This window comes from Robiginitalea aestuariiviva (genome assembly GCF_029537735.1).
GTDB lineage: Bacteria > Bacteroidota > Bacteroidia > Flavobacteriales > Flavobacteriaceae > Robiginitalea > Robiginitalea aestuariiviva.
The window spans coordinates 25,784-37,543 of record NZ_JARPUQ010000003.1 but is presented as its reverse complement, the minus strand read 5'-3'; the positions used below and the strand labels follow the sequence as shown (position 1 = coordinate 37,543).

Here is an 11,760-nt window from a genome sequence, read left to right as displayed (position 1 = left end):
GGTTGGTTGACTTTTCCGCGCATCGTCCAAAAAGGAACCCCGGCATTTTTGCCGGGGTTCTTTATTTTGAAGCGTGACGCACCGGGGCTACCAGCGTATGATTACACTACCCCAGGTAAAGCCACTGCCGAAGGCGGCCAGCACTACCAGGTCTCCCTCCTTGATCTTGCCTTCCTCCCAGGCCTCGGTCAGGGCAATGGGAATGCTGGCCGCGGTGGTGTTCCCGTAGCGCATGATGTTGTTGTATACCTGGTCGTCCGAGAGGCCGAATTTCTTCTGGATAAACTGGGAAATCCGCAGGTTGGCCTGATGGGGGATCAGCATGTCGATGTCGTCCTTGCCCAGCCCGTTGGCCGCCAGCCCTTCCAGGATTACCTCGCTGAAACGCACCACGGCATTTTTAAATACAAACTGCCCGTTCATATAGGGATAATAGGACGTATCCTCCGGGTCATTGTCCGAAAGGATATCGGTTACCCAGCGCTTGCCCATCCCGGGAGCAATCAGGGATAGCTCCTCGGCGTGCTGCCCCTCGCTGTGCAGGTGGCTGGAAAGGATTCCTTTCTTCGGGTCTTCTTCCCGGCTCAGGACCACCGCCCCTGCCCCGTCGCCGAAAATAACGGAAACCCCGCGCCCGCGGGTGGTCATATCCAGGCCACGGGAATGCAGTTCGGACCCGATCACCAGCACGTGCTTATACATCCCGGTTTTGATGTACTGGTCCGCCAGGGAAATCCCGTAGACAAACCCGGAACACTGGTTGCGGATATCTACAGCCCCCACGGTGGGCAGGCCCAGATCCCGTTGTACCAGCACCCCCGGACCCGGGAAATAGTAATCCGGGCTCAGGGTAGCAAAGACGATAAATTCGATTTCGTCCTTGTCGATGCCCGCCCGTTCTATGGCCTGGCGGGCGGCTTTGACCCCCATACTGGTGGTGGTTTCCTGGTCGGTGTCCACATGGCGCCGCTCCTGTATGCCGGTGCGTTCCTGTATCCACTCATCATTGGTATCCATGACCTTGGAGAGGTCGTCGTTGGTCACGACTTTCTCGGGCACGAAGAACCCCATGCCGCTAATCCTAGAATTGTACATATGCTTGCCGTTTGGTTAAATGCTAAACCCCGCAAGGGTTTAACCCGTCTAAAATACCGATAAATGCCCTTACCACCTAGGAATGAAACCCAAAAATGACAGGGGATATCGCCCGGCCGGGCCGGCGAATCTGCCAAAAGTTTGGTATCTTGTATAGCCCTTTTACCAAGGGAAAACATCTCACCAAAAACTGGAATATATGAAACTACGGTTGTTGTTTTTACTGGCCCTGAGTACCGCCGCCGCCCTGGGGCAGAGCCAACTGGGCTATCAGACCCCGCCCCCCTCTATTATGGAACTTGCAGATGCCCCCCTGCCTCCTGCGGTGTGGACCACAGACCATGGGGACCTGATCCTGCGTTCCCGCAACGCCTACAAAAGCATTGCCGAGCTCTCCCAGCCCGAGTTGCGCCTGGCCGGGCTCCGTATTAATCCCAAAACCAACATCGGAAGCCGGACCACCTTCTACAACAACCTGCAGGTCAAGACCCGTGGGGAGCGGGAGGCCCGGCAGGTAGCCGGCCTGCCCGATACCCCCCTACTGGCCAACTTCAGCCTTTCCCCGGACCAGCGGTTGCTGGCCATGACCCACACAACGGGGCAATCCGTGGAATTATGGGTGGTCGATTTGGAGGCTGCCCAGGCCCGCCGGATTTCCGCAGGCCCCCTGAACGCCAATATGGGAATGCCCTATACCTGGTTTAAGGACGGGCAGGCCCTGCTGGTCAAAATGCTGCCCGAAGACCGGCTGCCGCTTATAGACCGGGCGGAAACCGTACCCGAGGGCCCTACCGTGTCTGCCAACGATGGGAAAAAAGCCCAGAACCGCACCTATCAGGACCTGATCAAAAACCCGGACGACGCCTTTAATTTTGAACAACTGGCCCGCAGTACCCTGTATCGGGTTTCCCTGGAGGGGACCAAAAGCCTGTGGAAAGCGGCTGCTATGTACCGCAGCCTGCGTTTTTCGCCGGACGGGCAGTACCTGCTGGCCGTAACCGTGGAAAAGCCCTTTTCCTACCTGGTACCCTATTATCGCTTTCCCTCCAAAACCGAGGTTTACACCCGCAGCGGCGACCTGGTGAACACTGTTTTGGAAGTCCCCCTAATTGAGGACCTGCCCCAGGGCTTTATGGCCGTGCGCCAAGGGATGCGGGACCTGGACTGGCGCAACGACCGCCCGGCCACCCTGGTCTATGCCGAAGCGCTGGACGGGGGCGACCCTGCCGCCGAAGTGGAATATCACGACGCCGTGTACCAGCTGGAATTGCCCTTTAAGGGCAAGGGCAGGCTGCTGCTTAAACTCAAAAACCGGTTCGACGGGATTGCCTGGGGTAACGACCAGATTGCTGTGGCTACCGACAGCTGGTTCAGCACCCGCAACACCCGCACCTACCTCTTTAATCCCTCGGACCCCGGAGCAGCGCCCCGCCTGCTGGACGACCGCAATTACCAGGACCGTTACAGCGACCCGGGCAACTGGGCCATGAAACGCAACGCCTTTGGGGAATATGTAATGGCCCTGGATCGCAGGGGCCATGCCTATCTGCTGGGCGACGGCTACACCCCTCAGGGGCAGTTTCCCTTTGTGGATCGCCTGGACCTGGGAAGCCTGGAAAAGCAGCGCATGTATACCTCCCGCCTACAGGGGCAGAAAGAAACACTGCTGGAATACGACCCGGGGGAAGACCGCCTGCTGGTGCGCATTGAATCCCCTTCCGAGTACCCAAACTATTATGAAAAAAGCGTGGTGCGCCGGCGTGGGCCCCAGCAGCTGACCTACTTTGACAACCCCTACAAGGCCCTGGCCGGGGTGCACAAGGAGGTTATCACCTATCCACGGGAAGACGGCCTGGAACTGAGCGGCACCCTTTACCTGCCCGAAGGGTATGACCGGGATTCCGGAGAAAAGCTTCCCATGATTTTATGGGCCTATCCCCGGGAGTATAAAGACAAGAGCAGTGCTTCCCAGAATACCAGCAACCCCAACGCCTTTACCTATCCCTCCTGGGCCTCTCCGGTCTTCTGGGTAACCCGGGGGTATGCCGTACTGGACGGGGCTGCTTTCCCCATTATCGGGGAAGGGGAAAATGAGCCCAACGACACCTTCCGCTCCCAGCTGGTGGCGAATGCCAAAGCCGCCATCGATGCTGTGGATGCCATGGGTGTAATTGACCGCAACCGCGTGGCCGTGGGCGGACACAGCTATGGGGCCTTTATGGTAGCCAACCTGCTGTCGCATTCGGACCTCTTTGCCGCGGGTATTGCCCGCAGCGGCGCCTACAATCGCACCCTCACGCCCTTTGGCTTCCAACGGGAAGAGCGCAGTTACTGGGAAGCCCCGGAAATCTATTACGGGATGTCGCCTTTTATGCATGCGGATAAGATGAAAACGCCCCTGTTGCTGATCCACGGGGAGGCTGACAACAACTCCGGCACCTACCCCATGCAAAGCGAGCGCTACTTCAATGCGCTCAAAGGCCTGGGCGCTACGGTTCGCCTGGTGATGCTCCCCAAGGAGAGCCATGGCTACCGCGCACGGGAAAGTATCCTCCACATGCTGTGGGAACAGGACCAATGGCTGGAAACCCACCTGAGGCCCTCTGTGCCCCAGGGGGAACTGACTCAGCCCCTGGAAGACAGGTAGTCCCGAAACGCATTTACCTTCACCCGGGCCTTCAGGTCGTGTAAAAGGTTGTACAGGCCAAAGAAGGTCCGGTTGATGTAGATAAAATGGCGGGAGCCCCGGCTGGCATCCATTTTCCGGATCTGCGTATCTGAAGCAAACCGCTGGCTCAGGGACGCGATCCGGCCCCAGAATTCCGGGTCCGAAAAATCGAATTCCTCGGTCTGGAAGGGTTCGGTAAACAGCTCGAGCATTTCGCGGAACAGGACGGTAAAGAAGCGTACTTCTTCCGGGCTGTCGCTCGGGTTCAGGATTTCCAGGGCGCGCAACTTTTCCTCCAGCACCTCCGGGTTGCCGATATTTTCGGCCTGTGCCAATTCGAAGTAAGGGATATAAAAGGATTCAGGCACCTCCTTGATGCAGCCAAAATCGATGGCGATGAGCTCTCCCTCCGGGCTTACCAGGAAATTGCCGGGGTGCGGGTCTGCATGCACCTGCCGTAAGCCGTGGATCTGGAACATATAGAAATCCCATAGGGTCTGCCCCAGTCGGTCGCCCGTTTCCCGGGAGAACTCCGTCTGGGTAAACTCCCCTAAATGCTGCCCTTCCATCCAGTCCATGGTGAGGATGCGCCGGGCGGACCATTCGGGATAGTATTCGGGGAAACGGATGCCTGGAAGATGGCTGCAGGCGGCCGTAAGAGCCTGGCTGCGTTCCAGTTCCAGCAGGTAATCCGTTTCTTCCATAAGTTTTTCTTCTACCTCCCGGAAATACTTGTCCGTGTCCTGCCCCTGCATATTGAACATGCGCAGGGCAACGGGCTTTACCAGGGCCAGGTCCGTACGTATACTGTCCGAAACTCCGGGATACTGAATTTTGACCGCCAGGGGCCGGTCGTCCTTCCAGGCGCGGTGCACCTGTCCGATGCTGGCTGCATTCACGGAATCCGGCTCAAAACGATCGAATAAGTCCTCGGGGTACTGCCCAAAATAAGAGCGAAAAGTTTTCCGGACCAGGGGGGCAGACAAAGGGGGAACGGAAAACTGGGCCAGGGAGAAACGCTCCACATAGGCCTGCGGTAGCAGGTTTTTCTCCATGCTGAGCATCTGGGCCACCTTCAGGGCACTGCCTTTCAGGCGTTTGAGCCCGTCGTAGACGTCCCGGGCATTTTTTTCATCCAGTTCGGAACGGTCCCGTTCAGGGTCCAGGAGTTTTTGTCCGTAATACTTCAGGTAATTCCCGCCTACCTTTACACCGGTTTGTACCAGTTTCCCGGCCCGTTCAAATTTGGTTACCGGGATGTTGTCCAGGGTTTTCATAGGCTGCCTGCGGGTTTGCCGAAATGTTCCCGCAACAGGAATTTGCCAAAGTCCAGCAATCGCTCAACCGGAGCGGTATCTACCAGGTCGAAGGCGGTCTGCACGGATTTCTCGATGGCCATATCCGTTTTCTGGAACCCGGGAGACTCATCCCGCATCCAAAAACGCAACAACATAAGGGTTTGAACCCAAATACCTTCAGACACCAATTGGATCCGGCGTTTGCGCAATTTCACCGGGCCGTCACCAGGGGCTTCGGCTTCCAGGGTTTCCAGAGCGTAGTCCCGCACCAGAGCCCGCAGGCCTGCCAGTTGCTCCAGTTGCTCCAGGGGTTTTCCGGAAGTACCTAAAGTAAAGGTTACATAGGAACGGTTGAGTGTCAGCAGTTCAAAAAAGGTGTAATAGAAACTCAGCCACTTTTCTCGGGCACTGTAGTCCTCAAAAGCCTTATCGGTTTCTATCCGCGTACGTGTCTGATCAAAAAAGGCCTGCCACACCCCTTTGCGCACCGCATCCAGGGAGCCGAAGTGCTGGTAGAATTCCGCTTCCTCGATCCCGAGGGACTTGGAAAATTTATAGACGGAGGCCGGGGCCTGACCCTCCTCCAGACATTGCGTCATGTAGGCAGATACGATCTCTGCTGCCGTGTTTTGCTTCTTTTTGGTCTGCGTTGCCATTGTGCAATTTTTGTTTATACAATATTACTATATATTAAACATTTAAGATGTTAACAATCTGAAAAATTCCCATAAAAAAACGTGCCCCCAAAGATGGGGGCACGCCTTTCAAACAACCTAACCAATTAATAAACAAACTGATTACAAATTTCAAAACGCTATCTCGCAGCCATCTTGAACTCGAATCATGACAAATATATATACGTTTAGCTTTACTTTCTAATTATTAAACGTTTTTTTGTGTTAAACATTTCCCAAAGTACATGAAACCCCCTAATGGTGTCAGTTTGTCACCTCATCAGGGCTTGGTATTTTTTTTGTTCTGGGGAAGGCAAATCAAACGAATTACATATGGCCACAGGTAAGATTAACGTATCGGTAGACAACATTTTTCCGCTGATCAAAAAGTTTCTGTACAGCGACCATGAGATCTTTCTTCGGGAACTCATCTCCAATGCCACAGATGCCACTTTAAAATTAAAACACCTCGTTTCCATCGGGGAAGCCCAGGTAGAGCTTGGTGAGCCCCGAATTGAGGTAAAGGTGGATACGGAAGGGAAGAAACTCCATATTGTGGACCAGGGGATCGGAATGACCGAAGAGGAGGTCCGCAAATACATTAACGAAGTGGCGTTCTCCGGGGCCGAGGAATTCCTGGACAAATACAAGGACGCCGGCAAGGATGCAGGCATCATTGGCCATTTTGGGCTGGGCTTCTACTCTGCCTTTATGGTAGCCCACAAGGTGGAAATCATTTCGAAGAGTTACCAGGATGCCCCGGCTGTGCATTGGGTGTGTGAGGGGAATCCGGAATTCACCACCTCAGAGGCAGACAAAGCCGACCGCGGAACGGAAATCATCCTGCACATTGCGGAGGACTCCGAAGAATTCCTTGAAGAAGGCCGCATCCGCGAACTGCTGATGAAATACAACAAGTTTATGCCGGTGCCCATCAAGTTTGGCACCCGGACCGAAACCCTGCCGAAACCCGAGGGCGCCAAAGAGGAAGACCCTGCACCCACCCGGGAGGTAGACGATATCATCAACAACCCCAGCCCGGCCTGGACGCGCAAGCCCACCGACCTGGAAGATGAAGATTACCGCACGTTCTACCGGGAGCTATACCCCATGCAATTCGAGGAGCCCCTGTTCCACATCCACCTGAATGTGGACTACCCCTTTAACCTGACCGGGATCCTGTATTTCCCCAAACTAACCGGAGACCTGAACCTGCAGAAGGACCGCATCCAGCTCTACCAGAACCAGGTCTTTGTAACGGATAATGTAGAGGGGATTGTCCCGGAGTTTCTGACTATGCTGCGCGGGGTGATCGACTCCCCGGATATCCCGCTGAACGTTTCCCGTTCCTACCTGCAGGCAGACGGGGCCGTAAAGAAGATTTCCAGCTACATCACCCGCAAGGTGGCAGACAAACTCACCTCCCTCTTCAAGGAAGACCGGGAAGGTTTTGAGCAAAAGTGGAACGATATCAAAATCGTGATTGAATACGGGATGCTCTCGGAGGAGAAATTCTTCGAAAAAGCCGAAACCTTTGCCCTCTACCCCACGGTGGACGGGGCGTATTACACCTTTGAGGAACTCCAGGAGAAAGTCAAGGCGCAGCAAACCGATAAAGACGACCGCCTGGTACTGCTCTACGCTTCGGATCAGGAAGCCCAGCACTCCTATATTGAAGCGGCACGCGCCAAGGGATACGAAGTCCTGCTGCTGGACAGCCCCATTGTGTCTCACCTGATGCAAAAACTGGAAACCAGCAAGGAAAAAATTGCCTTTGCCCGGGTCGATGCCGATCACCTGGATAAGCTCATCCCCAAGGACGAGCCCCAGGTATCCAAACTTTCCGAAAGTGAGCAGGAAACCTTGAAAACCCAGATGGAGCAAGTGTTGGGCGATAAAAGTGCCTACACCGTACAACTGGAAGCCATGGACAGCGAGGCAGCACCCTTTGTGATCACCGAACCCGAATTTATGCGGCGCATGAAGGAAATGCAGCAAACCGGGGGCGGGATGTTCGGTATCGGCAACATGCCGGAGGTCTACAACCTGGTGGTGAACACCAACCATCCGTTGGTGAGCGAGATCCTGAACACCAAAACAGATAAGAAGCGCAGCCGGCTGATTAACCAGTCGCTGGACCTGGCACGCCTTTCCAAGGGCTTGCTCAAAGGGGAAGATCTGACCCGCTTTATCCGCAGAAGCTACGAGATGGTGAAATAACCCACCACCCGAAACCTGAAAAGCCGTCCGCTAAGGGCGGCTTTTTTTTTACGGCAACCGGGCCACTACGGCCTGCCAGGGCAGCAGGGTGTCCGGGAGCATACCCACAGGTACCGGGCTTACATTGGTTATCAGTACTTCGCCCTGGTCCATACCGGACGGGAGCGTAAAATCAGCCACTTCAGCACTGAAATTCAGGAGGACCAAAATGCGCTCATCCCCCAGGGTACGCGTATAGGCGTAAATCTTAGGATGCCCGGCATCCAGCAAGGCGTAATCCCCATAAATCAGTGCAGGGTTTTCGCGCCGCAGGCGGGTGAGCCGCTTGAAATGGTTCAGGACGGATTCCGGATCGTTCTCCTGCATGGCCACATTGATCCGGTCTTTGTTAGCATTGACCGGCAGCCAGGGTTGCCCTTCGGTAAAGCCGGCCTGCGGCCCGGATGTCCACTGCATGGGGGTACGCCCGTTGTCGCGGGAACTGAAATTCAGCTGCTGCATAAAGGCTTCCATATCCGCCCCTTCGGACAACGCTTTCTGGTAGCCGTTCAGGGCGGCAATATCCTGGTAATCCGAAATGCTGTCAAAGTCGATGTTGGTCATGCCCAGTTCATCCCCATAATAACAATACGGGGTGCCGCGCATGGTCAGGATAAAGGTATTCAGGAGGCTGGCCGAGGCCCGTCGGAATTCCGGGCTGTCATTGCCCCAGCGGCTCACCATCCGGGCCTGGTCGTGGTTGGACAGGAAGATGGACAGCCATCCCTTCTCTGCAAACTGGGCATCCCAACGTCCAAAGACAGACTTCATGGTATCCAGTTCGTACCCCCCGTATTTTGGGATATCCACTCCGTCGAAGGCATAGGCCATATCGAGTTCCTCCCGGTCCGCATCGACCAACATATGGGCATCCTCAAAATTGCGGCCCGCCCCTTCGGAAACGCTCATGACCTGATAGGGGGCCAGCACTTCCCGGTTCATTTCCTTCAGGTATTCGTGCAGCCCGTCCTGCATGGCGTAGTATTGGATAAAGTCCTTTTCAAAGCCTTCCGGGAATTCGGGGTAGGTGGTATCCTTGGCGGCAAACTGGAAAGCGTCCAGGCGAAACCCGTCCACCCCCTTTTCGGCCCAAAAGCGCATGATGTCATATACCTCCTGACGCACCTTGGGGTTTTCCCATTTCAGGTCCGGTTGCTGGGACGAAAAATAATGGAGGTAATAGGCATCGGTCAGGGAATCGTATTTCCAGGCATCCCCGGCCGCATCGAAGAGGCTGTAGCGGTAGGGCGGCTTGCCCTTTTCCGCCGGCCACCAATGGTAATAATCCCGGTAGGGGTTGTCCCGGGAGCTGCGGGAAGCCACAAACCAGGGGTGCTCCTCGCTGCTGTGGTTCACCACAATATCCATGATCAGGCGGATGCCCCGCTGATGCATCCCCTCCAGCATGCGGTCAAAATCCTCCATGGTCCCAAACTCGGACATGATGGCCCGGTAATCACTTACGTCGTACCCGTTGTCTGCATTGGGCGAGGCGTAAATAGGGTTAAGCCAGACGGCGGTTATCCCCAGTTCCTGCAGGTAATCCAATTCCTGGATAATACCCTTCAGGTCTCCCACTCCGTCTCCATCGGTATCCTTAAAACTTCTCGGGTATAACTGGTAGATAATCGCTTCTTTCCACCATTCCCGGTCCGGCTGGGCCGGAGCCTGGGGTTCTGGGGTTTCTGAACAGGCCAGGACCAATAGCAGGATGAGAACAATACCTGGGGTTTTCAGGGGACGTCGCATATGGGATGTCTTTCGGGTTTTGCCTAAGGTACATATTTGGCGGGAATCATATCCAGCCGGGGCAGATTACGTACCTTGGGGGTATGGCTCATCCCTGGCATTACATACTGATGGCGGTAATTTACCTGGCTGCAGGCCTGGCCCATTGGTTTTTTCCGAAAGTCTACCTGGTTATCCTCCCCCCCTGGATGCCCTGGAAACGGGCTGTGGTCTGGGCCAGCGGCCTGGCCGAAGTCCTGCTTGGGGCAGCCCTGTTTATACCCGGACTGGCTACCTTGGCGTTATATGGCATCATGCTTATGCTGGTGGCCTTCCTGCCTGTGCATGCCTACATGCTGCGGGCCTACCAGAAGTTCCGTAAAATACCGCTCTGGGCCCTATGGCTGCGTATCCCCCTACAGGGTGCCCTGATCTACTGGGCGTATACCTACCTCTGAACCACATCCTGCCCCCATAGAAATCGCCTCAGCCACCAGAAGTGCATCAGGGCAAAAACCAAAAGCGCCAGGCCACACCAGGCTACTGTATCCGGCAAAGCCGGAAGTTGAAAGGAGGGCGCCTGCAGGCGTTGTAGCCCCTCAAAGGCCATTTTCCAGGCCGGATGCGGGCTCGCCCCGCCCTGACTCAGGAGTACCCCGCCTGCCAGCAGCCCCCCGGCCCAGGCCAGGATCCAGGCCCAGGCCCGTTTTGGGATGAGGGTACTGGTAGCCGGCGTCCCGGCCATTTCAATTTGTGCCATCACCCGGTCCGTGAACCCCTCAGGGGCCCTTTCGGCAGCTTCCTCCAGCCAGGATTTCCAGGGGTCTTTATCTTGCATTTCAGGTACCATAATCCCTAACCATTTGATGTTGTAAATCTTCTCCTACCAGCGCTTTGAGACGCTTGCGGGCGCGGTGCAGACGCACCTTCACCGTGTCGGGCCTCAGGCCCATTACCTCACCTACCTCCTTCAGCGATAGTTCCTGCAGGTAATGCAGGGTCAACACGGCCCGGTCTTCCGGATCGAGCCTGGCCAGCAGCTCCCGTACCATTACCCCCCGGTCCTGCGCCAGCAGCGTATTCCAGGTGGTGTTTTCCCCGGCCCCCGGAAGGGATTCCAGGGGGGCGGCCCCGGCCAGGCGGTTTCGCTTTTCCCGGTCCAGCACATCCAGGCTGCGGTGGTAAGCAATCCGGTACAGCCAGGTAGAAAACTTGGCCTGCCCTTTAAAGGTCCCCAGGGACTCGAACGCCTTTATAAAGACATCCTGGGCCGTTTCCTCCGCCAGGGCCTCCCGGCCCAAAACGCGAACCGCAAGCGTAAAGACCATGTGCTGGTAGCGTTCTACCAATACCGCATAGGCCCGCGTTTCTCCCCGGAGAACGCGGCCAATCAGGGCCTTGTCGGTTGGTTGCTGGCTCATATGCCCATAAGACGGGGACTGCTGCCCTTTGGTTACAGAAAAATACGGCTTTTGTGTAACCTGTGGTTTCTCCCGGCCGTCCTATGGGCAAAACAAAACGTCATCAATCTTTAAAACACACCTATTATGGGAGCAGAAGTTATCGTATTTATCACCATGTTTTCCGTCATCTTCGGAATTGCCTACCTCTACTATTCCACCCGGAACAAAGAGCGGCTGGCCCTGATCGAAAAAGGGGCGGATGCCACCATTTTTGCCAAAGGGCGCCCGCATGCCCAACCCATCTGGAAGGTGCTGATCCTGAATCTGGCCCTCCTGCTGATGGGCATTGGCGCCGGGGTTATGCTTGGAGGCTTACTCTCAGACGGTGCCGGCGTGGACGAAGACATTGCCATGCCCGGCTCCATTTTCCTGATGGCCGGTACGGGCTTGCTGGTCGGATTCTTCATGACCCGGAAGATGGATCGGGAGGCCTAGAAAGGACTTCGGATTGGAAAAGCCGCCTTCGGGCGGTTTTTTTGTGCCTGCAAGGGGGTTGCAGGCTTGTGAAGTACATTGAAGCCGGGTGGGCGGGTGGGCCCCTATAGCTCCATCCCCCACCCCCTTTTCCTTTCCCT

At 55.8% G+C, this 11,760-nt stretch carries 10 protein-coding genes; 4 read left to right on the top strand and 6 right to left on the bottom strand.

From position 1 onward, the window contains the following. Positions 1 to 87: 87 nt before the first annotated feature. The gene (locus OZ410_RS12800) at positions 88 to 1,095 is read right to left on the bottom strand and encodes a 3-oxoacyl-ACP synthase III family protein (protein ID WP_277708406.1); all 1,008 of its coding nucleotides are present in this window, start codon (positions 1,093 to 1,095) and stop codon (positions 88 to 90) included. Positions 1,096 to 1,294: 199 nt separating this feature from the next. Between OZ410_RS12800 and OZ410_RS12795 the strand changes: the two genes are divergently transcribed. Further along, positions 1,295 to 3,742, top strand: a complete 2,448-nt coding sequence (locus OZ410_RS12795) for a S9 family peptidase (RefSeq protein WP_277708405.1) — start codon at positions 1,295 to 1,297, stop codon at positions 3,740 to 3,742. Here OZ410_RS12795 and OZ410_RS12790 read toward each other — a convergent pair. Continuing rightward, positions 3,721 to 5,040 carry an ABC1 kinase family protein gene (locus OZ410_RS12790; RefSeq protein ID WP_277708404.1) on the bottom strand — a complete coding sequence of 440 codons (1,320 nt, stop codon included), beginning with the start codon at positions 5,038 to 5,040 and terminating at the stop codon, positions 3,721 to 3,723. The two genes, OZ410_RS12795 and OZ410_RS12790, sit on opposite strands and share 22 nt — an antisense overlap. After that, complete coding sequence (locus tag OZ410_RS12785) at positions 5,037 to 5,717, bottom strand: TetR/AcrR family transcriptional regulator (RefSeq protein ID WP_277708403.1); 681 nt, start codon at positions 5,715 to 5,717, stop codon at positions 5,037 to 5,039. Before OZ410_RS12785 ends, OZ410_RS12790 begins: the two co-directional genes overlap by 4 nt. 351 nt (positions 5,718 to 6,068) lie before the next feature. On the opposite strand from OZ410_RS12785, the gene htpG reads away from it, so the two are divergent. Continuing rightward, positions 6,069 to 7,955 (top strand): molecular chaperone HtpG, encoded by a 1,887-nt coding sequence (htpG, locus tag OZ410_RS12780; protein WP_277708402.1) that lies wholly within the window; start codon positions 6,069 to 6,071, stop codon positions 7,953 to 7,955. A gap of 48 nt (positions 7,956 to 8,003) precedes the next feature. On the opposite strand, the gene OZ410_RS12775 is transcribed toward htpG, so the two are convergent. Further along, positions 8,004 to 9,743 (bottom strand): glycoside hydrolase family 13 protein, encoded by a 1,740-nt coding sequence (locus tag OZ410_RS12775; protein ID WP_277708401.1) that lies wholly within the window; start codon positions 9,741 to 9,743, stop codon positions 8,004 to 8,006. An 83-nt stretch (positions 9,744 to 9,826) separates the two neighbouring features. Here OZ410_RS12775 and OZ410_RS12770 point away from each other — a divergent pair, with 83 nt between their 5' ends. Beyond that, positions 9,827 to 10,180 carry a DoxX family protein gene (locus OZ410_RS12770; protein WP_277708400.1) on the top strand — a complete coding sequence of 118 codons (354 nt, stop codon included), beginning with the start codon at positions 9,827 to 9,829 and terminating at the stop codon, positions 10,178 to 10,180. On the opposite strand, the gene OZ410_RS12765 is transcribed toward OZ410_RS12770, so the two are convergent. Both OZ410_RS12765 and OZ410_RS12760 read right to left on the bottom strand, forming a co-directional pair. Then, entirely contained in the window at positions 10,171 to 10,560 is a 390-nt protein-coding gene (locus OZ410_RS12765; protein WP_277708399.1) for a hypothetical protein, read from the bottom strand. The two genes, OZ410_RS12770 and OZ410_RS12765, sit on opposite strands and share 10 nt — an antisense overlap. A gap of 1 nt (position 10,561) precedes the next feature. After that, positions 10,562 to 11,143: an RNA polymerase sigma factor gene (locus tag OZ410_RS12760; RefSeq protein ID WP_277708398.1), complete on the bottom strand. Its 582-nt coding sequence runs from the start codon at positions 11,141 to 11,143 to the stop codon at positions 10,562 to 10,564. A 126-nt stretch (positions 11,144 to 11,269) separates the two neighbouring features. On the opposite strand from OZ410_RS12760, the gene OZ410_RS12755 reads away from it, so the two are divergent. Further along, positions 11,270 to 11,620 carry a DUF6249 domain-containing protein gene (locus OZ410_RS12755; protein WP_277708397.1) on the top strand — a complete coding sequence of 117 codons (351 nt, stop codon included), beginning with the start codon at positions 11,270 to 11,272 and terminating at the stop codon, positions 11,618 to 11,620. The last annotated feature ends 140 nt before the right edge of the window (positions 11,621 to 11,760 follow it).

Excerpts from the sequence above, each read along its gene's own strand:
- OZ410_RS12755 (WP_277708397.1), top strand. The coding sequence starts at position 11,270 with ATGGGAGCAGAAGTTATCGTATTTATCACCATGTTTTCCGTCATCTTC.
- OZ410_RS12785 (WP_277708403.1), bottom strand. The coding sequence starts at position 5,717 with ATGGCAACGCAGACCAAAAAGAAGCAAAACACGGCAGCAGAGATCGTA.
- OZ410_RS12765 (WP_277708399.1), bottom strand. The coding sequence starts at position 10,560 with ATGCAAGATAAAGACCCCTGGAAATCCTGGCTGGAGGAAGCTGCCGAA.
- OZ410_RS12795 (WP_277708405.1), top strand. The coding sequence starts at position 1,295 with ATGAAACTACGGTTGTTGTTTTTACTGGCCCTGAGTACCGCCGCCGCC.
- OZ410_RS12770 (WP_277708400.1), top strand. The coding sequence starts at position 9,827 with ATGGCTCATCCCTGGCATTACATACTGATGGCGGTAATTTACCTGGCT.
- OZ410_RS12800 (WP_277708406.1), bottom strand. The coding sequence starts at position 1,095 with ATGTACAATTCTAGGATTAGCGGCATGGGGTTCTTCGTGCCCGAGAAA.
- htpG (WP_277708402.1), top strand. The coding sequence starts at position 6,069 with ATGGCCACAGGTAAGATTAACGTATCGGTAGACAACATTTTTCCGCTG.
- OZ410_RS12790 (WP_277708404.1), bottom strand. The coding sequence starts at position 5,040 with ATGAAAACCCTGGACAACATCCCGGTAACCAAATTTGAACGGGCCGGG.
- OZ410_RS12760 (WP_277708398.1), bottom strand. The coding sequence starts at position 11,143 with ATGAGCCAGCAACCAACCGACAAGGCCCTGATTGGCCGCGTTCTCCGG.
- OZ410_RS12775 (WP_277708401.1), bottom strand. The coding sequence starts at position 9,743 with ATGCGACGTCCCCTGAAAACCCCAGGTATTGTTCTCATCCTGCTATTG.